The 20735-nt window shown below is 53.7% G+C and carries 22 protein-coding genes; 12 read left to right on the top strand and 10 right to left on the bottom strand.

Annotated elements, in window-relative coordinates; translation table 11 throughout:
• The first annotated feature begins 113 nt into the window (after window positions 1-113).
• The 7 genes from ACZ5TN_RS06665 (at window position 114) to ACZ5TN_RS06635 (ending at window position 7492) form a co-directional block, all read left to right on the top strand.
• A complete protein-coding gene (locus tag ACZ5TN_RS06665) occupies window positions 114-2618 on the top strand; it encodes a hypothetical protein (protein WP_464916302.1) in 2505 nt (834 codons plus the stop codon).
• A complete protein-coding gene (locus ACZ5TN_RS06660) occupies window positions 2611-3867 on the top strand; it encodes a calcium-binding protein (RefSeq protein WP_464916301.1) in 1257 nt (418 codons plus the stop codon). Before ACZ5TN_RS06665 ends, ACZ5TN_RS06660 begins: the two co-directional genes overlap by 8 nt.
• Before the next feature lie 160 nt (window positions 3868-4027).
• Window positions 4028-4477, top strand: a complete 450-nt coding sequence (locus ACZ5TN_RS06655; RefSeq protein ID WP_464916300.1) for a hypothetical protein — start codon at window positions 4028-4030, stop codon at window positions 4475-4477.
• Window positions 4478-4497: 20 nt separating this feature from the next.
• Window positions 4498-4887 (top strand): hypothetical protein, encoded by a 390-nt coding sequence (locus ACZ5TN_RS06650; RefSeq protein WP_464916299.1) that lies wholly within the window; start codon window positions 4498-4500, stop codon window positions 4885-4887.
• A gap of 10 nt (window positions 4888-4897) precedes the next feature.
• Window positions 4898-5611, top strand: a complete 714-nt coding sequence (locus tag ACZ5TN_RS06645) for a hypothetical protein (RefSeq protein ID WP_464916298.1) — start codon at window positions 4898-4900, stop codon at window positions 5609-5611.
• 106 nt (window positions 5612-5717) lie between these two features.
• The gene (gene glmM, locus ACZ5TN_RS06640; protein ID WP_011251135.1) at window positions 5718-7067 is read left to right on the top strand and encodes a phosphoglucosamine mutase; all 1350 of its coding nucleotides are present in this window, start codon (window positions 5718-5720) and stop codon (window positions 7065-7067) included.
• 2 nt (window positions 7068-7069) lie between these two features.
• Complete coding sequence (locus tag ACZ5TN_RS06635) at window positions 7070-7492, top strand: EamA family transporter (protein ID WP_011251136.1); 423 nt, start codon at window positions 7070-7072, stop codon at window positions 7490-7492.
• Between the two features lie 22 nt (window positions 7493-7514).
• Here the strand turns inward: ACZ5TN_RS06635 and ACZ5TN_RS06630 are convergent, their stop codons facing one another.
• Window positions 7515-8573, bottom strand: coding sequence for a DUF835 domain-containing protein (locus ACZ5TN_RS06630; protein ID WP_464916297.1), 1059 nt, complete (start codon window positions 8571-8573; stop codon window positions 7515-7517).
• Between the two features lie 345 nt (window positions 8574-8918).
• On the opposite strand from ACZ5TN_RS06630, the gene ACZ5TN_RS06625 reads away from it, so the two are divergent.
• Entirely contained in the window at window positions 8919-10223 is a 1305-nt protein-coding gene (locus tag ACZ5TN_RS06625) for an ArnT family glycosyltransferase (RefSeq protein WP_464916296.1), read from the top strand.
• Here ACZ5TN_RS06625 and ACZ5TN_RS06620 read toward each other — a convergent pair.
• The 5 genes from ACZ5TN_RS06620 to ACZ5TN_RS06600 form a co-directional block, all read right to left on the bottom strand.
• Window positions 10177-10605 carry a hypothetical protein gene (locus ACZ5TN_RS06620; RefSeq protein WP_464916295.1) on the bottom strand — a complete coding sequence of 143 codons (429 nt, stop codon included), beginning with the start codon at window positions 10603-10605 and terminating at the stop codon, window positions 10177-10179. The genes ACZ5TN_RS06625 and ACZ5TN_RS06620 overlap by 47 nt on opposite strands.
• Window positions 10602-10910: an ArsR/SmtB family transcription factor gene (locus ACZ5TN_RS06615; RefSeq protein ID WP_011251140.1), complete on the bottom strand. Its 309-nt coding sequence runs from the start codon at window positions 10908-10910 to the stop codon at window positions 10602-10604. Before ACZ5TN_RS06615 ends, ACZ5TN_RS06620 begins: the two co-directional genes overlap by 4 nt.
• Window positions 10911-11024: 114 nt before the next feature.
• Window positions 11025-11606: a hypothetical protein gene (locus ACZ5TN_RS06610; RefSeq protein ID WP_011251141.1), complete on the bottom strand. Its 582-nt coding sequence runs from the start codon at window positions 11604-11606 to the stop codon at window positions 11025-11027.
• Window positions 11603-12175 carry an AAA family ATPase gene (locus ACZ5TN_RS06605; RefSeq protein WP_048053782.1) on the bottom strand — a complete coding sequence of 191 codons (573 nt, stop codon included), beginning with the start codon at window positions 12173-12175 and terminating at the stop codon, window positions 11603-11605. The genes ACZ5TN_RS06610 and ACZ5TN_RS06605 overlap by 4 nt, the downstream gene beginning before the upstream one ends.
• Window positions 12172-12975 carry a hypothetical protein gene (locus ACZ5TN_RS06600; protein ID WP_011251143.1) on the bottom strand — a complete coding sequence of 268 codons (804 nt, stop codon included), beginning with the start codon at window positions 12973-12975 and terminating at the stop codon, window positions 12172-12174. Before ACZ5TN_RS06600 ends, ACZ5TN_RS06605 begins: the two co-directional genes overlap by 4 nt.
• A 95-nt stretch (window positions 12976-13070) precedes the next feature.
• Between ACZ5TN_RS06600 and ACZ5TN_RS06595 the strand changes: the two genes are divergently transcribed.
• A complete protein-coding gene (locus ACZ5TN_RS06595) occupies window positions 13071-13694 on the top strand; it encodes an ECF transporter S component (RefSeq protein WP_464917550.1) in 624 nt (207 codons plus the stop codon).
• Here ACZ5TN_RS06595 and pyrI read toward each other — a convergent pair.
• Window positions 13689-14147 (bottom strand): aspartate carbamoyltransferase regulatory subunit, encoded by a 459-nt coding sequence (gene pyrI / locus ACZ5TN_RS06590; RefSeq protein ID WP_011251145.1) that lies wholly within the window; start codon window positions 14145-14147, stop codon window positions 13689-13691. The two genes, ACZ5TN_RS06595 and pyrI, sit on opposite strands and share 6 nt — an antisense overlap.
• Window positions 14148-14150: 3 nt before the next feature.
• Window positions 14151-15083: an aspartate carbamoyltransferase gene (gene pyrB / locus ACZ5TN_RS06585; RefSeq protein WP_011251146.1), complete on the bottom strand. Its 933-nt coding sequence runs from the start codon at window positions 15081-15083 to the stop codon at window positions 14151-14153.
• Between the two features lie 116 nt (window positions 15084-15199).
• On the opposite strand from pyrB, the gene ACZ5TN_RS06580 reads away from it, so the two are divergent.
• Window positions 15200-16102, top strand: coding sequence for a thiamine-phosphate synthase family protein (locus ACZ5TN_RS06580; RefSeq protein WP_464916294.1), 903 nt, complete (start codon window positions 15200-15202; stop codon window positions 16100-16102).
• The gene (locus ACZ5TN_RS06575) at window positions 16099-16512 is read left to right on the top strand and encodes a secondary thiamine-phosphate synthase enzyme YjbQ (RefSeq protein ID WP_011251148.1); all 414 of its coding nucleotides are present in this window, start codon (window positions 16099-16101) and stop codon (window positions 16510-16512) included. The genes ACZ5TN_RS06580 and ACZ5TN_RS06575 overlap by 4 nt, the downstream gene beginning before the upstream one ends.
• A gap of 265 nt (window positions 16513-16777) precedes the next feature.
• Here the strand turns inward: ACZ5TN_RS06575 and ACZ5TN_RS06570 are convergent, their stop codons facing one another.
• The gene (locus ACZ5TN_RS06570; protein ID WP_011251149.1) at window positions 16778-17530 is read right to left on the bottom strand and encodes a hypothetical protein; all 753 of its coding nucleotides are present in this window, start codon (window positions 17528-17530) and stop codon (window positions 16778-16780) included.
• Between the two features lie 43 nt (window positions 17531-17573).
• Window positions 17574-18920 (bottom strand): cyclic 2,3-diphosphoglycerate synthase, encoded by a 1347-nt coding sequence (locus ACZ5TN_RS06565; protein WP_011251150.1) that lies wholly within the window; start codon window positions 18918-18920, stop codon window positions 17574-17576.
• Window positions 18921-19155: 235 nt separating this feature from the next.
• Between ACZ5TN_RS06565 and ACZ5TN_RS06560 the strand changes: the two genes are divergently transcribed.
• A complete protein-coding gene (locus tag ACZ5TN_RS06560; RefSeq protein WP_464916293.1) occupies window positions 19156-20727 on the top strand; it encodes a hypothetical protein in 1572 nt (523 codons plus the stop codon).
• The last annotated feature ends 8 nt before the right edge of the window (window positions 20728-20735 follow it).

Genomic DNA, 20735 nt, shown 5'->3' with positions numbered 1-20735 from the left:
TCATTGCTCATTGAATCCGTCATCTCCGGCCCAATTATTGGGACCGTGCAGTCCAGTTTATTGGGCATTTGGGACATTTTCGTTTTTTCCAGTATTGAACGGAGGAATGCCGTGTGAACGTGCGCGTTTTTGTGGGTGTAATGATTGTGATTCTCTTCCTGGCCCCCTTCGCCACCGGGGCGGTGAGTCCGCCAACGGGCGCACTTCAGGGACTTGGAATAAACATCGTGCAAACTTCCAGCATTCAGGAGAACGGTGCTAACAGCGTAGTTCTGAGGGGCAGGATTGTTAAGGATGGCGTGAACTACACTGTCCTAGTAACGATAACCGAGTATCCAATTAGAACTAGCGAAGACCTTACCGCCGTGGAAATCGGAGACGTTCCAGAACCAGGAGTCAGCATCGCCCCAGCTCTGAGTGGAGTTCTTCAAAACTCTGGTGGCTCTGAAAACGGTGGGGACGTGAGTTTCCTCCTGGGCTACAACGTTTATGAGGCTTCATTTTATCCCACGACTCTAGATGGAAAACCGGTTGAAGATAATGTCACCGTGAGCGTAAACACGGGCCTGACCTCTTTCTACGCCCTCGACTTCCCCTTCGGAGACCTCAGGATCTCGATTCAGCTTTTGGGAAAATACTTGAACTTCCAGCGTGATCCCGATTCTTTCCTTTCCACGGCCTGCAACCTCAACCAGAACAACCAGACGGAGTGCCACACAGAGTTCATGGAGGATGAATACAACTCCTACCTATCATCAATGCTCTCAATGAAGGCCTACGCCTACTCCCAGGCGAGCTCTCTGGGAAAAAGCGTGAGAAATGCCGTTTTGGCGTCCCTCAAGTCCCCGCCCTATCCCGCGAGGCTCCTTAGCGACTTCCAGCTCTGCGTTCCGGGCTCCGGATGCGTTAAGATTTCCCCCGGTTACCTCGGAACCCTGACGTTCAACGAGACCGACGTAGAAAACGGCGCGAGGCTTATGTTCACGACGGCCGTTTTCGACAGAAACAGCGACGTCTCGGGGATTCGGGCGTACTACATAGACCCAAGCGGACAGTACGGGGGAGAGGCGATAAAGCTCCACTTGGCCCAGGAATTTTACACCTACCTGGCAACCCCAAAGAACAGCACTGTGGCCTACGCTTGGATAAACGGGTCGAGCACAACCATACCCGTTGTCCTCGATGTGGCGATAAAGCCCGGGCAGTTGAAGGAGGGAAAGGTAAGGGTGGTTTTCGTGGTCAGCGACGGCAGCGGGAGTCGTTCCAAGGAAATCTCCTGGGATTTTGTGTTCGCTGGAAACTTTACCGATTACTCCCTCAATGTACTCACGCCAAAGGACGGCACCAGCCTCAAGCAGATAATTGACGGCCTCTTCTCCGTGCCTCTCTACGCGGAGGTCAGGGGGAGCGGTGCCAAGGATCTCTACGCTCTCGTCACCCTCCCCGATGGGAGCTCCAAGAGACTGCCCGTTGAGGGCGGCGAGATACTTGACGTCCTCTACATGAGTGACCCGACCGTGAAGGAGGGGGCGCTCACCATAGGCCTCTACGGGAAGGTGAAGGGCGAGGAGAAGCTCTTGGCAAAGAGAAGCGTCCACGTAACCCTTGCGAGTGTTGAAGTGCCTGGAGACGAGATAGACAACGACATGGACGGCCTCGTTGACTGCGACGACCCGGACATAGCGACCTGCGACGCCTGTATCATGCAAAAGAAGCTCGAATGGGCTGAATCGCTGATGGGGAGGCACATTGACTACATCAACAAGATGATAGAGACCGACCCGGGCATGAAGAGCGTTTACGACCTCTACATTGAACACCTTCGCGAGCTCCATGATCGGTACAAGGACGATCCTGACAGAATGGCCAAGGAGATGAACGCCTACATGGAGGAGAAGGTCTACAGGAACCAGGAGATCAAGGGCTACATCTCCATATTTGCGGATGACCCTGAAAAGCGCCACCAGCTCAGGCAGATAGCCGAGAAATACCGGTACGACCCGATAATGAGGAGGATAAAGATGAGGAGCTTCATATACGAGAACTCCAAGAGCGAGGCCGAGAGAGAAGCCACGATGAACGCTATCCTCACCGGAATCCTTGAGCCGCCCAAGTGGCTCGTCGGCGGCCAGTACGGTTCTGGAGGGGCCCTCGACTGGGCCAACTTCGTGGCGGGCAACTTCGAGACCGTTGGAGACACCGTCAAGCTGAGGGGAACCTCAACCGTGAAGATCCTAAGGACACCAGCCAACGTTTTCCTCGTCGCGCAGGATGCTAGGGCGTTGATGAAGCAGGCTGAGGAACTCAAGAAAATGAACCTGCCCGAGAACACGAAGGTTTCCATAATAGTGCTCGATGGTGCCACCAAAATCGGAAAGCTCCTCGATCCGACGGGCTACTTCGGGAACATGGCAGATGCAACCATAGGTGCAGTGGTCAATCTCCGCAAGAAGATAGAGGAGAGGAACCAGGGCTGGTTCACGTGGAACGGCTACGTACTCCACGAGACGGCAAAGCCCGGCATCTACGAGGACTACGAGACGGGCAAGAAGTTCAAGCGGATTTCCGGCGGGTGGCTCAGTCCCCCAACCTTCGTGGAGGTGAAGGAAAATGGGTAAGTTCACCGGCCTACTCCTGATACTCATCCTACTTGGTGCGGCCTACATATATTACACGAATCCTCACATAATCGAAGACCTCACGAAGATGAAGGACAGCTTCCCCAACGGCTTCGATTCGGGTGGGACAACTACCCCTTCTTCGGGCGGGAGTGGTTTCTCTGAAACATCTTCTGGAAACCATAGCGAGCCCTTCCCCGGCGAGAAGGGGTGGGTTGACTCGGACGGGGACGGGAGTAAGGACGTTTATATCGGGGACGACTACGCCGAGGTTCCAACAACCAACGGCTCCATCCTCTTCGTTGATCGGAACAAGGACGGGAAGATAGATGCCATCTACCTCGACACGACCGGCGACGGGAGCTACGACACTGCCTACCTCGACGAGGACTACAATGGGAAGACCGACACGTGGAGAACGACTTTCAACGGGGTTGATAGCTACGCGTGGGACATCACCGGCGATGGGATTCCCGATGTCTATGACTCCAACGGGGACGGGAAGGTTGACGCCTGGGACACAAACTCCGATGGAATAATAGACGAGCGCGACGTTGATTACGACGGAACCCCTGATCTACACGACTACGACTTCGACGGGGTCTTTGACGAGTTCGAGAGGAACGTTACTCTCTACCCTCCGGAGAGTGCGAACGGGACATCGGGGGCTTTCCTCTGCCCGGACAACAAGGACGACGCCTATCGGCTCTTCGTCCAGGCCTACAACAACGTCACTTCTCTTCAATCTTCGGGGGCGAGCGATGAGGAAATTCAGGAGGCCTACGCGAAATACCAGAAGGCCAAGGCCTGCTACGAGTCCTTCCTGACCTCAACGACCTCAGCCGCTTCCAGTTCAGGGATGAGGGAGATCAAGACCGTTACCCTCGATACGGAAGGAACGGCAGGTGTGAAGTTCTCCACGGGCGAGCTGAAGGGCTACAACGAGATAAGCGATAACGTGTGGGAGGACGTTGATCTCGTGGCAGAGCCGTGGTGCGTTGAGTATCCGGCTTTGCTAGGACACTGGATAGACCTCGGTGAGGGGAACCTCGATACCTTAGACCCAAGCGAGATACCTACCTCAGGCTATCCAACGGGTGAGATTGCCGAAGAGATCAAGATGGGCCACGTCTACGTGAACCTCAACTCCGATGGAACACTTACAGCCTTCGAGCTCGTCTCCCACGAGAAGACCGGCGACTGCTCCCACAGGATAACGATACGGTACTCAAACCTCGGGGGGAGCTGAAACGGAACCCCCAACTGGATTCCACGTCCTTGGCCCGTTTCTGGGTCTTTTCCTGCTTTTGGTAGCGTTAGCTCTCCTTGTTTTGTTTGCAAAGCTGACCTTTAGGCTAATTCGGAGGCTTGTTTGATGAGACTGGAAAGAAAATTGGAAGGTGTTTGAGATGGAGAAAGTCCTTTACGTAATACCAAACCTGGAGTACCACAAGGGCTTCTTCAAGAGCGCCCTTGTGAACCTGGTCGTCACAGACGAGAAGATAATTGTCGCCCACGTGAAGAAGGAGATGATCCAGAAGGCAAGGGAAGAAGCGAAGGAGAGAGGAGACGGCTTCTTTAAGAGGCTTGCATCTGGCTGGACGATGCACGAGCGCTACTACGATATGCCTCCCGAGGATGTTCTCAAAGAAGCCCCGGAGAACTTCTCAATTCCACTGAACGGAATAAAGGAGGTTAAGCTCAAGGGAGGCAACGTTGACGAGGGCAAAAAGGAGGAGATGGAGATAAGGTGGAAGGAGAAGAGCAAGTTCTCAGGGAGCATGAACCAGCGGGAGATAAAGAAAAAGCTCTCCGACCTCGGCGTTAAGGTCAAGGGAGGAGGTCTCTTCGGGTTTTAGGTGTGATGGGGGTGAGAAGGATGGGATTCTTTAAGAAACTGATCCTGGGGTTTTTCTTGCTGATAGTGCTCGGCATCGTGGCGGCGTTTGGCATGCAGTACTATTACGAGACCTTCTACGATAAGGTTCCCGTGGAAGTGAAGAGCGACACTGTGACGGGGGATGTTTTCTATCTATCGCACACCTTGGAACCTGGCACGTACAAGATAGAGGCCGGGGGAACTGGGGTCGTTAAGGGCATCAAGATACTCGATCCAGACACTAACGAGATAGTCTCTTCCTACGAGGACAGTACGAGCATGATTTACGGCTCGGCAAAGCCCTTTGTGGTCAGAGTTGACTACGCGCCACCGAACCCCGACGAAAGCTACACTGCAAAGGTTGGAATATACAGGCTCGTGAAGAAGTGAAGGTGGGAGTATGAGGAAGGTTTACTCGCTTTCGGCCCTGCTGCTCGTGGTGTTTGTGCTCGCGAGCGGCTGTGTCGAGAGCCCGGACGTTAACGTCGAGAGTGAAAAAACCCTCAGTGTAAACGGTGTTACAGTCCACTATTCGGGGGAGGTATCCACAGATCAGGCAAAGGCGCTTATTAACCTCATAAACGCCGAACTGAACCCCAATGAGATAGACGTTTACGTAAAGAAGGATAACGGCTACGTTGTTGGATTGACAAGCACCTACACGAGCTCCAGCGAAATGGAGGATTCTCTGAAGTTTTACCTCATCTTTCTGGCGTCAAAGATGTCTCAGGACGTTTTCAGCGGCGAGAAGGTGCTTCTCCAGATTCTCGATGACGAAAAGAACGTACTCTACCAGGTGGAGAGCAAGTACCGCTACGTTTCCTCGAGCGGTATCAACGTATGGTACAGAGTGGCGAGCGAGGAAGAGGCTCGGAAGGCTCTCGATTATCTTGTCGAATTCGCTGGTCAGGGGCCCTGGGATGTGATCCTTGAGAAGAGCGGTTCCACATACCACGTCAGGGCTATGAGCTCCTTCACGACGGCTGACGAAGCGAACTCGGCCAAAGATGCTTATACGGAACTTGTCTCGGGCCTTGAGGAGAGGCTGAACGGAGACGTCGTTGTCCATGTCCTCGACCCGAACGGGATCGAGCTGACGACCTTTGGCCCGTGATCCCGTTTTCTTTGTTCCTTTTCTCCCATTGGAATTGTTTAACCTGGGCGGAAAGGTTATATTTGAACCTAGGAACTTTCCCCCATAACTTTCATGGGTGATTATCATGGGGAAGTACTTCGGAACCAGCGGAATCAGGGAAGTCTTTAATGAGAAGCTGACACCTGAGCTGGCTCTAAAGGTCGGCAAAGCCCTTGGAACGTACCTCGGCGGCGGAAAGGTTGTTATCGGGAAGGATACCAGGACTAGCGGCGACGTTATAAAATCAGCAGTCATAAGCGGACTTCTCTCAACTGGTGTTGATGTGATTGACATAGGTTTAGCGCCAACGCCGCTCACGGGCTTTGCGATAAAGCTCTACGGTGCCGATGCTGGCGTTACCATCACAGCTTCTCACAACCCGCCGGAGTACAACGGCATAAAGGTGTGGCAGGCCAACGGAATGGCATACACCTCTGAGATGGAGCGTGAACTCGAGTCCATAATGGACTCAGGGAACTTCAAAAAAGCTCCCTGGAATGAGATCGGGACGCTTAGAAGGGCCGACCCCAGTGAGGAGTACATAAACGCGGCGCTAAAATTCGTCAAACTTGAGAACTCCTACACGGTCGTCCTCGATTCTGGAAACGGTGCGGGCTCGGTGGTCTCCCCCTACCTCCAGCGGGAGCTGGGCAATAGGGTTATCTCGCTCAACTCCCACCCGAGCGGCTTCTTCGTCAGGGAACTTGAGCCGAACGCGAAGAGCCTCTCCGCCCTAGCGAAGACCGTTAGAGTGATGAAAGCCGACGTCGGCATAGCCCACGACGGCGACGCAGATAGGATCGGCGTCGTTGATGATCAGGGCAACTTCGTTGAGTACGAGGTCATGCTCTCGCTCATAGCGGGCTACATGCTGAGGAAGTTCGGGAAGGGGAAAATAGTTACCACCGTTGATGCGGGCTTTGCTTTGGACGACTACCTCAGACCCCTTGGCGGAGAAGTCATAAGGACGCGCGTTGGTGATGTGGCCGTTGCCGACGAGCTCGCAAAACACGGCGGCGTCTTCGGCGGCGAGCCGAGTGGCACGTGGATAATCCCGCAGTGGAACCTCACCCCCGACGGAATCTTTGCTGGGGCCCTTGTTCTGGAGATGATTGACAGACTCGGTCCGATAAGCGAGCTGGCCAAGGAAGTCCCGCGCTACGTGACGCTTCGTGCTAAAATACCCTGTCCGAACGAGAAGAAGGCGAAAGCCATGGAGATAATAGCGCGCGAGGCACTAAAGACGTTCGACTACGAGGGGCTGATAGACATAGATGGAATTAGGATAGAAAACGGTGACTGGTGGATCCTCTTCCGCCCGAGCGGAACCGAGCCGATAATGCGCATAACTTTGGAGGCCCACGAGGAAGAGAAGGCGAAGGAGCTGATGGGGAAGGCGGAGAGGCTGGTTAAGAAAGCCATCTCGGAGGCCTGAACGTGAAAATCCCTCTCTACATCATCTACGCACTCCTCGCGGCGTTCTTCGCCGCCCTCGTCCCGATCTTTGGGAAACTCGGTCTCAGGAACGTTGATTCAACGGTGGCTACTGTGATCAGGGCGTTCATAATGTTCGCGTTTCTTCTCTTCGTCTCCCTCGCCACAGGAAAAACAAACACGGCCGGCTTCGATCATCGTGCCCTGCTCTTCGTTACTCTATCAGGCCTTGCGGGGGCTCTCTCCTGGCTTTTCTACTTCATGGCGATAAAAGGAGGGAGAACTACCGCGGTGATAGCGATAGACAAGACCAGCGTTGCCCTCGCGGTACTCCTTACCTGGCTCGTCCTTGGAGAGAAGATAGACTTCAAAACGGCCGTTGGGGCGTTGCTGATAGTTCTGGGCGCGCTGCTGGTGTCGCTGTGATGCGTGTTTTTGGAGTCCCAATTTAACTCAAAAGCCTGATTAAGAGGTTCCACTCCCTCTCGTTCCAAGCTCTGCTGTCTGTCACCACGATCACGCTTCCGTTGTTAAGGTATGCGATGTCTCGGATGGTGCTCAGCCATTTGGCCATCGCATCAAAGCCGTTGTACATGTGGATGTACTCGATGCCGTCAATGAGGACTATCCCTCCGCTTCCCGCTGCTCTGAGGTATCTGTTAATGATCTCTGTGATTTTAGGGAGGTTTGTGGGAGGTACAGTACGTTCGCGCTCCACCTGGCTTATGGTGTAAACAGTCCATTTTTCGGGGGGATCCCTTGAGTTCCGGACGAAGGCTAGGAGCGGGCGGTCTTGGAGCACAGGCAGGATCTTTCTATACTCCTCAGGGGACAATATGGTAAGCCCGGGCTTTACTTCCTTCAGCGGCTTTTGGGTCTCGGAGGGTGTCTTTAAGAACTCCTCATGGCCTGCGAACTTTACGAAGAAGTAGGCGATGAGAACGGTCAGTAAAGCGCTCAGAGAGAACCCTATGGGTGCGAACCACTCAACAGGGCGAAGGAGGGGATAGTCCATCTCGTGCGCTCCGTACACAATCAGCAGGACCCCAAGGTACTTCATGCTGTTTCCATAGAGGTTTCTCAAGCCTACGAGCAGAAAGCCAGAGAGGAGGACGAAGAGGCCAGAAACCGCGTACGCAACTCCAACCGTGGCGAGCCAGTTTGGATCGCTTGAGCGCTCGGCAGCGAGCATGTAGAGGGTGAGGATGATGGGGGTTACGGAGACGTAATAGCCGCGGCTGACGGTGAACGAGAGTCCCTCTTCATCGAGGAGTCTGAGACTCCCATAGAAGAGAAGTGAGGCGAAGAGGGCTTCCATGGTTATGGTGAGTGTTTCGATGCCAAAGAGATCGCCGAGAACCTGAAGAGAAGAGGCGAGGAAGGCAATGGAGAAGATCAGGGCAGACTTTCTAAGTGACTTCTGGTAAGAGTACCACAGGTATATCACAGTGAAGAGCTTTGCGCCGAGACTGAGGGTCTGGCCAGGGATGAGTAGTGTGGGGTTCATGAATGATTCCCGTCATAATTTAATGAGGTGCCCGTTAATAAGATTTGTGCATCTGTGCATCTATGTAGCAATAAGTCCTCTTTTGTGCAATATTCTTATCTCAAGACTCACCTTGTCCCCCTTGTTGTAATGTCTTTCCGTCCGGGCGAATTCTGCGGTGGGGGAAGTGGATCACTCGAATTCATTGGCGCTTTTGTTTTCCTCCGTTTATCTTTAATTTTGTAAAGATTTTGGTGGGATTTCGGAAAACTCTTTTATTTTGGGGTCATACATTCAATTTTAGGTGGACGTATGGAGAGATCGTCCAAGCTACACAACCGATTTTAAAATTGTGGGGTGAGCGAGATGAAAGAAGCCCTCCAAAGGCTCCGGGAATACTTTACCCGAACGACGGAAGGCAGGTATTTGGTAGTCGTTCTGGCCATGGCCCTTATCGTCTTCACCGCCGTGCTGGCCCTTCCCGTTAAGCTCATCGAGCCCGATGATGCGACCTACTACGCGGCGATGAAGGCCTTTGCCCAGGGAAAGCTCATAATAACCCGCTCTGAACTTATGGACTTCCAGAGGGAGATAATCGAGAAGGGGCTCGCCGTCGGGAACTTCGGGAGTATTCAGTACGTTAGCGTTGGCACAGGCTACGCCCTCGAAAAGGCTCCGGGGTATCCTTTCATCCTCGCCGCCTTCTACAGGCTCGGCATTGAAAGATTTGTGAACTTATTCTTCGGCCTCCTCGCGCTCATCGTGTTTTACCGGATGATGTCGAAGGCCTTCGGCCCGAGGACGGCCCTCTTTTCCTCGATAATCCTCCTCTCCAACGCCACCTTTTTGGCTATGTTCTACAGGATTTACATGTCCGACTTCGTCAGCATGGCCCTCGTGCTCATCGGCCTTGGCCTCTACTACCTCGGCCTTGAGGATGGGGACTGGAGGAAATGCATCATCTCGGGCCTCTCGCTCGGGGCATCAGTGCTGGTCAGGTACACCAACGTCGTGGCATACGTTGCACTCGCTATCTACGTTCTCCGGAAGGGCGAGAAGAGGGCGCTACGCTATTCCGCTATTGCCGTTGGAGCCTCCGTCCCGATGCTACTCGCTCTCATGGCATATAACTGGGCGGTTTTCGGGTCTCCGTTCACGGTTGGCTACTCAAAGACCATAGGCTACACGAACTTCGCCTTCCAGTACATTTTAGCCGGGAAAGTCGGCGAAGGGCTGAGTCTAATATGGAGAAACCTCCTGACGCACCCGGAGCTCCTCTTCGAGGGCTTTCCGTCGCTCATACTCCTTCCTGCTGGAGCATACATCGCCAGGAGAAAGAAGATAACGCCGCTCCTGCTCCTCTGGTTCCTTGCTTACTTTGGCCTCTACTTCCAGTACGAGTGGCTTAGAACGGGCCTCTACATCTTCATGACGCGCTTCTACCTTCCGATGGCGCCGGCGGTGGCGGGCCTTGCGGGGGTTGCAATAGAAAGGCTGATGGAGGGAGAAGATGGGAAGGTTGTTGCCCTGACTCTACTCGCCTTCATACTGCTCGTCGACATCTCCTCGCTCGCGGGCTTTTTCAACTTCGCACTCTCGGGAGTAGGGGCCTTGGGAGGGAGGCCTACTTCAGTGCCAGGTAGAGGAGCACCGCCAGGGCCAGGGCGATGAAGAAGTCAGGGACCACGAGGACGGGCCCGGGGCCGATCGCCCTCGTGTGCCCCACCAGCCTGTGGAAGAGGGGGTTGGCAGTCACGGCGTACACAAGCAGGGCGGAGGTGGCCACCATAAGGCCGAGAGTGAACTCTGAGCGGACCTTCCTGTAGAGGTTCCCGTATATCCAGAGGAGCACGATGCCGATCGCCGCACTCAAGGAAGTCAACCCCGCCTTTATGGTCGTGTAGAGCCTCGCGGTAGCAGGGTCAATCACGCCGGGGCTCTGGATTATCCTCTCCACCTCACCCGGGCCTGGAGGTCCAACGTACCTGTAACCCAGAAAGGCCCCAATCAAACCTATGAGGATAACCGTGAGCACTATCAATACCTTTCTCATTTTTCTCCCTCCCCTATTTCCGTCTTAACTCTGCCCCAGATCTCCTCAAACTCCGAGTAATTATCGAGGAGAAGCTGGGAAAGGAAGTACATCCTTCCGTAGCGGTTCTCCGTAGAAGTGACAAGCCCGTTTTTCTGGAGGATATCGAGGTGATAGCGAACCGTGGTGTAGTTCAGACCGAGCCTTTTGGCGAGCTGTCTCGCGTTGGACGGCCTCTCCAGCAGTGCCGCAATTATCCTCGCCCTGTTCAGTCCCCCTTCACTTCCCGCTATTAGCCACCAGAGCAGCTGCTTTACAGGGTTCATCTCAAAACCCCTTTGGCCGGGAGCATATAAAGGCTTTTCTAAGCCCAGAAAAACGTTAGATTTAGTATTATCTTGTAAATTCGGCCCTTAACCCCTGCGCGAACCTCTGCTCATCTACCGAGTGGTGAAGAGAGCTTTCTCCAGCCTTTTGATACTTCCCTCAGCGTCGTCCTTATCGAACTCAATGTAAACCCACTCTGGAAACCTCGCCATCAGTATTTCGAAGAGTATTCCGGGGAGAAGCTTCAGCTCGAAGTTCTGCTCTCTTACCAGCTCCTTTGAGCGCTTTAGCCTTTCCTCCTTGCTCAGGTAGAAAAACTCCTGCATTGCCCTGTAGGGATATTTATCCGGATTGCTGGAGCTGGTGTAGAAGACGCCGCAGGTGGGAGAGCCTTTAACGCCGACAAAGACTACCTTCTCCGGTTTTTCTTCAGTTAGAACGCGCCCAATGAAGTCCGCTATTATCTTAGCTCTTTCCCTCATGCCGAGCCTCTCGTAAACTTCCCTGCTGGCTGGAGCGCGCGGCCAGCCGACCAGCTCGTACTCGGGACAGGGATAAGCTAAAACCTGCCACTCGCCGCCGAGCCTTCCTATAAGCTCCCTCAGCCTTCTAGCCGTCTCGTACTCCTTCTCCTTCGGCCCGCGATAGACGTAGAAGGGGCTGAGCAGGCAGGGAGCTATGATGAGGAGTTTCATCCCATTACCTCCGAAATTATCTCCTCAACCTTCTCCCTCAGCTCCTCCAGAGTCCCTTCGTTGACTATAACGTAGTCAGCGATATCCTTCAGTTTCGTCGTGTGGTACAGCTTTTCCTCTTCTTCGTCCATTTTCAAAAAGTCCTCAAAGCTCTGAATGACCCTGTCCTTCTCCGCTCTTCTTTTTCTTAATCTTTCGTACCTTATCTCTGGCCTTGCCTCCACGTAGATAACTTTTCCGCCGAGGCGTTTGATCGTTTCAACTTCTTCCCGCGAGCGAACGCCGTCGATGACGATGTTTTTGCAGTGTCTCTTCTTGTCAACCGCCAGGCGGATGAGGATGTCTCCGCCGTACTTGTCCTTCAGGTACTTTCCAAACTCGATGAGCCTGTCGCGGGTTGGTTCGGCCTTCTTGGGCAGTTCGGGGATCCAGGAGTAGTCGGAGACGTTGTGAGTGAGCAGGTCTATCAGCGGGTCACTACAGGAAACCCTGCAGAAGCCCTTCTCCTCGAAGAACTTTGCAACAGTCGTTTTTCCGGCGGCTATCTTTCCAACGACGCCTATTATCATCTTCCCCGCCTCCATGCGCGCCATATCAGGTTTGCACCATCCGTTGACTCCATGAGGCCCTCATACGTTAGCCCGACAACAAAGTCAATAAGGGCGTTTTTGTCCACGATGGTCGGCCAGTCGAAGCCGAAGAGGTACTTCAGCTCGAAGAAGCCAATGTGGAGAAAGCGGAACGGGTTCAGGAGTGCTATATCACCCCTCCACGTGAGTCCGAACGGGAAGTCTGCAAGAACCAGCTCCGCTCCCTTCCCCTTGGCAATTTTAACGAGCTTCTCTTCGTCTGGAAAGAACAATTCTCTGGGTTCTCCCTCAATGGGTTCATAGTTGAGCTTGGGAAACGCGTACTTCAGCCCAACGGCCTTGTAAGGTAATCCCAGCTTTTCGGCGAAACCAACAAGGGCCCTCGCGTTGAAGCTGAGGAATATGAGTGTGTTTAGTTCCCCCCTTACATCGGGCCACTCTCTCGGTGGAAACCTCTTTTCGGCCTCTATTATAGGTAGGAGGAACTCAAGCTTCGTTCCCTTAACGGCTTTTTCAGCCAGTTCCAGCTTTCTACGCTTTATTTCAAGGTCGAGGTTCGAATAGACCGTTACCTGTCCTACTCCCAGCCTCTCTCTCAGCTTCCCGATCACCAGGCTGTTGCCGATGATGACGCTCTTGTCCGTCCTGTCGTGGGCAATTATGAAGAGCTTGTCGTTTTTTTCGTCGTACCTTACCTCATCTATCCTGAACGGGCTGTCCGGAAGGCCATGTTCGCGCCTTATTTCTCTGACAAGCTTTTCAATGTCCTTAACTTCCATCGCACTTTGGTGGGACTCCTGGCTTATAAGCGGATTGTTCTATGTATGGAACAAAAATTTAAAAATTTGGGTACAAACTTGTAACGGTGGTGGGGATGAAAATCAGTTCAAAAGAAATCGCTATTATCGGTCTAATGCTGGCTCTCGCCCTCGCTCTGGACGTAATGCCCGTCGAGATGCCGACAGTGTGGGGCATGAAAATAGACCTCGTTGCGGTCCCGATCGTCGTTGCCTACTTCATCCTCGGCTTCTGGGGAGGATTGATAGCCCTCGCCATGCTCTTCCTCGGTCTGAGCGTCGTATCCTCCGCGAGCTGGCTGGGTGCAATGATGAAGACCCTGGCGACGTTCGGTGTTCTCGTAGGCCTCGAAGTTGCCAGAAGGACACTGGGTTTCGATTATTCTGACAAGAAACGGCTCTTCGTGTTTGGGCTGGCTGCTTACATCGTTGGAATTCTCCTTAGAATCCCACTGATGATAGCCCTCAACTACTACGTTGCACTCCCCATCTGGCTGGGTCTCCCCAGGGAGCAGGTTATCTCGGCGGTGGAAGACTGGACGGGTGTTCCCTTCTGGTTTGCAATAGCCCTTCCGAACGCTATCCAGAGTGTCATAGACGTCTTTATCAGCCTGCTGGTTACAGTACCAGTCCTCAAACGTGTTCCCCATGTGGTTGTGGAAACTTCTGAGCCGCAAAGAATAATAGAAAAAGAGCTATAGGTTTTGGGCTATCTCGTCTTCATTTATCGTCCTCTCGCAGTAGTGGCAGCGGAGCTTGAGGGGTTCTCTGCTCTCTACGTGGAATCTCGGCGTAACGTACTCATGGTTGCTGACGCAGTTCGGGTTCGGGCACTTGAGGATTCCTGTTATCTCGTCGGGTATCTCGACGTTGAACTTCTCGATTATCTTGTAGTCCTTCACGATGTTCACAGTCGCCATCGGGGCTATGAGGGCTATTTTGTTCACCTCTTCCTCGCTCAGGTACCTCCCCTCAACCTTGACGATGTCCTTTCTTCCGAGCTTCTTGCTGGGAACGTTCGATGCTATAAGGAGCGTTCCTCCGTTCGGCTTTGTCAGCCCGAGAATCTCGATGACCTTGAGCCACTTGCCCGCTGGGATGTGGTCTATAACGGTTCCCTCGGGGATTACCTCTATCTTAAGGTTCTCTGGCATTTTTCACACCCCCAGAACTCCGAGCGTCAGTCCAAGCAGGGCCATTCTAACGGGCACGCCTGAGAACACCTGCCTGAAGTAGAGAGCGTGCTTCGTCTTGTCCACTTCGGGGTGAATCTCGTCGACCCTTGGAAGCGGGTGCATAACTTTGAGCGTTTCCTTGGCGTTTTTCAGAACTTCAAGGTTCACCTGGTAGCTGCCCTTCACCTTCAGGTACTCCTCCTCGTCCGGGAAGCGCTCCCTCTGTATCCTCGTGACGTAGAGGACGTCGAGTTTGGGAATCGCGCCCTCAAGGTCAGTTGTCTCATAGACCTTAACGCCCCTCTCGCGGAGCTCATCAACGATGTGCTTCGGCATCCTCAGGAGTTCCGGCGAAATCAGGTAGAGCTCGACGTCGTAGAAGGCCAGAGCTTCCGCGAGGCTGTGGACGGTTCTCCCGTACTTCAGGTCTCCGAGCAGGCCTATCGTGAGCCCGTCTATCTTCCCGAATGCTTTCTTGATGGTGTACAGGTCGAGAAGCGTCTGCGTCGGGTGCTGGTTGCTCCCGTCGCCCGCGTTGATGACTGGAATCCCGGCGACCTCTGCCGCCAACCTCGCTGCCCCCTCCATCGGGTGGCGAATAACTATAACGTCGCTGTACTGCTCGACGGTCTTTATCGTGTCGGCCAGGCTCTCCCCCTTCTTGACGCTCGTGCTCGAGGCGGAGGAGAATCCAATTACGGAACCCCCAAGGCGGTGCATCGCGCTTTCAAAGCTCAGCCTCGTCCTCGTTGATGGCTCGAAGAAGAGCGTCGCGAGAATCTTCCCGCGGGCATAATCCAGAGAGCCCTTCTCGTTCAGCTCCTCCTCAAGCCGTTCGGCAACCTTCAAAACAAACTCGATGTCCTCCTTCGAGAAGTCCCTTATGCTTATCACGTCGCGACCTTTCCAGTCCATAAGTGCCCTTCCGATGTAAAAATCGGTGGGTTTTTAAAGCTTTTTTGACATACACCTGACGACAATAACGATTTAAACTTGATGCAGTTGAATAACCTGGTTGTAGGGTGAGAGCTATGAGGGTTCCAAGCGTCTATATAGCGGAGGAGCTTATGCCTTACCTTCGTGCGAGAGTTTCAAAAATCCTGTACTCTAAGGGCTTTACTCAGGCTCAGATAGCGGCCTGGCTTGGAACGACTCAGGCGATGGTGAGCAAGTACCTTTCTGGCAAAGTCAAAGCACCTCCGCGCGAAGTTGAAGAACTTCTCAATGTGCTTGCCGAGGAGATTGCCAGACTGATAGAGGAGGGTGCGGTGAAGGAGGAGCTTATCCTGTTCACAACGAGACGCATCATCGGCCTCTTCAGGGATAAAACGTTCTGCGAGCACTACTCCCGCTACGCTGGAGTCAGCACCGAAGTGTGCTCCCAGTTCTTCTCCTCAACGCCAGAAAAGGACGTCCTCTCCGAGCTGGGGATTGCATTGAGGGAGCTCCTTGCCCTTGAAGGGTTCGGCGATCTCATCCCCGAAGTCAGGAGCAACTTTGCCTACGCCCTTCCTGGAGCTAAGAATCCCTCGGACGTCGCCTCAGTACCAGGGAGAATAACACTAGTCAAGGGCAGACCATTCGCTCTTCCACCCGAGTTTGGGGCGAGCAAGTTCACTGCAGGACTTCTCCTTGAGGTTATGAAGCGCAGACCTGGGATCAGGAGCGTTATAAACATCCGCTACGGAAAAAATGTGGAAGGGGCCCTGAAAATGGTGAGATTCAAGACAGCAAAGGTAAAGACAGGCGGTATGAATGAGGGAGATGCCATGAGGGCCATTGCCGCTCCCTTCGAAAAGGGAGTTTACGACGCCATCATAGATGAAGGAGGAGAAGGCGTTGAGCCGCTCGTTTACATCTTTGGGGGGACTCCTTTTGAGGTGCTGAGAAAGGTCGAGAAACTAATTGATGTTCTCAGAGGTGAGGTTTCATGAAGGTCTTTACAAGGGAACTGCGCTTTTCAACGGAAGGTGAGATAGACCTGGTGGACATAACCCATGAAGTCGAGAGGATCGTGGAAGAGAGCGGGGTTCAGAACGGCCAGGTTCTCGTCTTCGTGCCCGGAGCCACGGGGGCTATAATCACGATCGAGCACGAGAGCGGCCTCCTGGAGGACTTCAAGAGGGCTCTGAAGGAGCTGATCCCGAAGGGTGCGGGCTACCTTCACGACAGGATAGACGACAACGCCCACAGCCACCTGAGAGCGAGCCTGCTCGGTGCGAGCGAGTGCTTCCCAGTGGTGGATGGAAGGCTGGTAAGGGGGACGTGGCAGCAGATATTCTTCGTCGAGCTCGACGTGAGGCCGAGGCACAGGCGCGTTGTGGTGCAGGTTATTGGGGAGTAGCTTAACTTTATAAAATCTTGAGAACTTTCAGTTCTCACTCATTTATAAACCCTGAGAAGCCCAAGTTCTCACACGCCCCACAAGAATAAAGGGGGTACTAACCCGCCCAAGTTCATCGGCTCCGCCTTCGGCGGCACTCCCCGGGCAGAAGGAGTTGGACGTTTTTGGATAAAAGGTTTTGGGTGGACAGCAAAGCGCCCGAAAGTGAAGGTGACATATAAAAGCCCATCAGGAGGAGAGGTTTTGAAAAATCCTGGAAAATGAACTAAAACTCCATCATGCTCTTGAAGAGTCCCTTCAGGTCGGTAGGGGAGCCTCCCGTGAGGAAGTCTATGAACCTCGCCCCACCCTCGTAGAACAATGTTCGATCCCAGGGCTTTTCGAGGCCGTAGTGGTTCTCTGGCAGTCCGAGCCTCCTGAGTATCCTGTTCTCTATGAACCTCGCCAGTCCTTCCTTCCACTCCTGCCAGACCATGTATTCGTACTCCTTCTTTGTTAGGTGCTCTCTGAGCTCTCTGCGGCTCTTCTTTACGCCCTCAGCGTCTCCCCTTTCGAGAGCCGAGAGAAATTCGGCGTAGGCCCTTTGGAACTCCCCCTTCTCATAGGGGAACGGATAGTTCAGCTCCCAGGAGTAGTTGCCTTTGGCCTGCTCCTCCAGGAACACTTCGAGCGACTTTTTAAGCTCGAGCTCGCAGCACTCGAACTGATAGCAGTGCACGAACTCGTGGAATATTGAAACGTAGCCTCTCAGGGACTCAAAGACGTCATCAGAGACAACGCAGGCCATTTTGTAGTCGTACTCTTCAACGGGAAAAGCGGCTCTGATGCCTTCTGGCAGGGGAGTTTTGGATTTGGCTGTCTTTACGAGATTGTAGGTCTGCTTGGATTCGTCCGGCTCAAAAATCCACAGTTCGTCGCCCTTTACGACCACGATCGGATAGACCTTCTTTAAAATTGGATGGATGTCCGATATTTCCCTCTGGACTTCAAATACCTTCTTCAGTTCGGCAGCATACATTAAGCTACCACCGAATATAAGAAAGAAAAGGGGCTTAAAAAGTTCACTTCTTGAGCTTCTCGCAGTTCTTGGCCCACTCCTCAAGGACCTCCTTGAGCTTGGGCTGGCCGATCTCCTCGAGCTCGTACTTAACCCTAACAGCCGGCTTGTTGAGGTTCATGAACCTGCGGAGGTCAACTGGAGTGCCCATGATGACGACGTCGGCATCGGCGCGGTTGATGGTCTCTTCAAGCTCCTTGATCTGCTTCTTGCCGTAGCCCATAGCGGGGAGTATAACGTCGAGGTGCGGGTACTTCTTGTAGGTCTCGATGATAGAGCCGACGGCGTAGGGCCTCGGGTCGATGATCTCAGCGGCTCCGAACTTCTTGGCGGCAACGTAGCCCGCTCCGTACTTCATGCCGCCGTGGGTGAGGGTCGGACCGTCTTCTACAACCAGAACGCGCTTGCCCTTGATGAGCTCGGGCTTGTCAACGAAGATCGGTGAAGCAGCCTCGATGACGGTCGCGTTCGGGTTGACCTTCTCAATGCTCTCCCTGACCTTCTGGATGTCGTCGCGGTTGGCGGTGTCTATCTTGTTGATGATTATGACGTCGGCCGCCCTGAAGTTGGTCTCACCTGGGTGGTACTTGAGCTCGTGGCCGGGCCTGTGCGGGTCGGTAACGACTATCCAGAGGTCCGGCTCGTAGAACGGGAAGTCGTTGTTTCCGCCGTCCCAGAGGATTATGTCGGCTTCCTTCTCGGCCTCTCTCAGTATCTTCTCGTAGTCAACGCCCGCGTAGACGACCATGCCGCGCTCGATGTACGGCTCGTACTCCTCCCTCTCCTCGATGGTGCACTCGTACTTGTCAAGGTCTTCAAAGGTCGCAAAGCGCTGAACGACCTGCTTCCTGAGGTCGCCGTAGGGCATCGGATGCCTTATAGCAACGACCTTGTAGCCCATCTCCTGGAGGAGCTGGGCGACCTTCCTTGAAGTCTGGCTCTTTCCACAGCCGGTTCTTACGGCGGTAACCGCTACGACAGGCTTGCTTGACTTGAGCATGGTGCTCTTCGGCCCGAGGAGCCAGAAGTCGGCTCCGGCTGAGTGAGCCCTGCTGGCGAGGTGCATTACGTGCTCGTGGGAGACGTCGGAATAAGCGAACACGACGACGTCAATGTCGTGCTCCTTGATGATCTTCTCCATGTCGTCCTCGCTCCAGATGGGAATTCCGTTCGGGTAGAGCTCACCGGCGAGCTCGGGCGGGTAAATCCTGCCCTCGATGTCGGGAATCTGGGTGGCGGTGAAAGCGACTACCTCGTACTCGGGGTTGTCCCTGAAGAACACGTTGAAGTTGTGGAAGTCCCTTCCGGCGGCGCCCAAAATCAGAACCCTCTTCTTTTTCTTCTCTGCCATAGGTATCACCTCAAAATTTCCGTTTTGGCGCTAGTGTATTGTTTTTGGCATTTATAACAGTTTTTGTTTACCGGTGTAAGCGTTCTGTGAGGGTTTTTCGATGTGGGCATTGATGATGTGAAGACTTTTCGCGAAACGGTGAACAAGAACTGGAGGCGGCTTGGTGGGGCCGCACTTGAGGTAGATTAATAAGCCCCGTGGACTATTGGGCATAGTAAAAAATGAGGTGAGTGCAATGAAGGGAGCGCGCGATTATTCCGCGTTGGCGATTGCTTTGGCAGTTCTTCTCCTGGGCTGGTTCTTCAGACCATGGTTCCACGGGCTCGTGATGGGCTTCTACAGGAATCCTGCGCTACTCTACATGTTCCTCGCCCTGGGGGCGTTAATGGCCGTCAAACCAAAGCGCTACATCCTGGGGAAAAACTACACGCTTCCGCTGATCCTAGGCGGGCTGTTCATCCTTTCGATAGTGGCTCTAATTCTCTCGTCTCCCTTCGCCAATACGGACCTGTACAAGGAGTACCATCCGTCGCTCGTAACGGGAGAGCTCAATCTCTCCACGAGCTACATTAGAATCCTTCCCAAATTTACCGCTTATCGCTACGCCATAGACACGATCGAGTACGCACGCTACACCCTCAGCGACGGGCATCTGACGATGCTGAACGGCACCCCTGTGTGGGGCTTCTACATAGTTCCCGACGGCTCCTGGAACTCTATCAGGCTCAAGGATAAGGGCGTCCTGTTCGTGGATATGGGCACGACTCAGGCCAAGATGCAGCGCATCGAGGAAGAACTTCAGGTCGGCCCGGGGATGCAGTTCTTTGACAACCTGAACTGGGTTCTCTACAAGAAGCACTACCTCGTTGACCTCGACCTTCCGAGGGCCCTATACTACAACGGAAAACTGTACATAGTCGTCCCTTACATCTCCTACGATTTCAAAGTTTTCTACACGGTTCCAAAGTGGGGCGGCGTCTTCATCGTTGATGAGGACGGCAACGTTGAGGATCTAAGTCCTGAAGAAGCCATCAAGGACGAGCGTCTCAAGGACTTCCCTATCTTTCCTGAAAAACTTGTTAGGGACGTTGTGGAGGCTCAGAACTACTGGAAGGATAGCGTCTTCGCCAACATAAAGAACCTCTGGCTCCACCACGAGAACCAGATAGAGCTCATCGATGTCAGCAACCAGGGGAACAGACAGCCTTTTTTGGTTGTGGCCACCGATGGGGGGAAGTACTGGATGACGGCAGTTGAACCCTACGGAAAGGCCCACGGTTTGGCTGCAATCTACCTTATGAATGCCCGCACGGGCGAGATGAGTCAGGTCAAGTTTGAAACTCCCCTGACGGGCCCAGTGAAGGCAATAGACTACGTGAAGAAGGCCCTTCCGACCTTCGACTGGAGCCAGTTCATGGCCGTTGAGCCGATACCCGTTTTCATCGACGGGACGCTCTGGTGGCGCGTGGCGATCATTCCGCGGAGCGGCTCGGGCGTTGCCAAGATAGCCTTCGTCAACGCGGAGACAAAGGAGGTAAAGATATTCGAAGACGAGAGGGAAGTTAAAGAGTTCCTTCTCAGGGGAGAAGTCGTTCAGGCGGAGGAGATAGCGGGTGAAGTAAAGGCCCTCTACTCATACATCAAGGACGGCAACACCCACTGGATACTTGTAGTTGGCAACAGGACGCTATACACCAGCGCGGCTGACCTGAGCGAAGAGCTTATCCTCAAGCTGCTATCCATTAAGCAGGGGGACAACGTCACGGTGGTCATAAGCGAGGGCAGGATTGTAGACATAAAGCGCTGAGGGAGTTT

It is taken from the genome of Thermococcus sp. JCM 11816, from assembly GCF_055396515.1.
The sequence above is the reverse complement of the archived record's forward strand: the minus strand, read 5'-3'. Positions and strand labels throughout refer to the sequence as shown.

Coding starts and splice junctions, on each gene's coding strand:
- ACZ5TN_RS06650 (WP_464916299.1), top strand. CDS start 4,498: ATGGGATTCTTTAAGAAACTGATCCTGGGGTTTTTCTTGCTGATAGTG.
- ACZ5TN_RS06580 (WP_464916294.1), top strand. CDS start 15,200: ATGAGGGTTCCAAGCGTCTATATAGCGGAGGAGCTTATGCCTTACCTT.
- ACZ5TN_RS06605 (WP_048053782.1), bottom strand. CDS start 12,175: ATGATAATAGGCGTCGTTGGAAAGATAGCCGCCGGAAAAACGACTGTT.
- ACZ5TN_RS06615 (WP_011251140.1), bottom strand. CDS start 10,910: ATGAACCCTGTAAAGCAGCTGCTCTGGTGGCTAATAGCGGGAAGTGAA.
- ACZ5TN_RS06595 (WP_464917550.1), top strand. CDS start 13,071: ATGAAAATCAGTTCAAAAGAAATCGCTATTATCGGTCTAATGCTGGCT.
- ACZ5TN_RS06630 (WP_464916297.1), bottom strand. CDS start 8,573: ATGAACCCCACACTACTCATCCCTGGCCAGACCCTCAGTCTCGGCGCA.
- ACZ5TN_RS06625 (WP_464916296.1), top strand. CDS start 8,919: ATGAAAGAAGCCCTCCAAAGGCTCCGGGAATACTTTACCCGAACGACG.
- ACZ5TN_RS06645 (WP_464916298.1), top strand. CDS start 4,898: ATGAGGAAGGTTTACTCGCTTTCGGCCCTGCTGCTCGTGGTGTTTGTG.
- ACZ5TN_RS06560 (WP_464916293.1), top strand. CDS start 19,156: ATGAAGGGAGCGCGCGATTATTCCGCGTTGGCGATTGCTTTGGCAGTT.
- ACZ5TN_RS06620 (WP_464916295.1), bottom strand. CDS start 10,605: ATGAGAAAGGTATTGATAGTGCTCACGGTTATCCTCATAGGTTTGATT.
- ACZ5TN_RS06570 (WP_011251149.1), bottom strand. CDS start 17,530: ATGTATGCTGCCGAACTGAAGAAGGTATTTGAAGTCCAGAGGGAAATA.
- ACZ5TN_RS06655 (WP_464916300.1), top strand. CDS start 4,028: ATGGAGAAAGTCCTTTACGTAATACCAAACCTGGAGTACCACAAGGGC.
- ACZ5TN_RS06600 (WP_011251143.1), bottom strand. CDS start 12,975: ATGGAAGTTAAGGACATTGAAAAGCTTGTCAGAGAAATAAGGCGCGAA.
- ACZ5TN_RS06660 (WP_464916301.1), top strand. CDS start 2,611: ATGGGTAAGTTCACCGGCCTACTCCTGATACTCATCCTACTTGGTGCG.
- glmM (WP_011251135.1), top strand. CDS start 5,718: ATGGGGAAGTACTTCGGAACCAGCGGAATCAGGGAAGTCTTTAATGAG.
- pyrI (WP_011251145.1), bottom strand. CDS start 14,147: ATGCCAGAGAACCTTAAGATAGAGGTAATCCCCGAGGGAACCGTTATA.
- ACZ5TN_RS06610 (WP_011251141.1), bottom strand. CDS start 11,606: ATGAAACTCCTCATCATAGCTCCCTGCCTGCTCAGCCCCTTCTACGTC.
- ACZ5TN_RS06565 (WP_011251150.1), bottom strand. CDS start 18,920: ATGGCAGAGAAGAAAAAGAAGAGGGTTCTGATTTTGGGCGCCGCCGGA.
- pyrB (WP_011251146.1), bottom strand. CDS start 15,083: ATGGACTGGAAAGGTCGCGACGTGATAAGCATAAGGGACTTCTCGAAG.
- ACZ5TN_RS06575 (WP_011251148.1), top strand. CDS start 16,099: ATGAAGGTCTTTACAAGGGAACTGCGCTTTTCAACGGAAGGTGAGATA.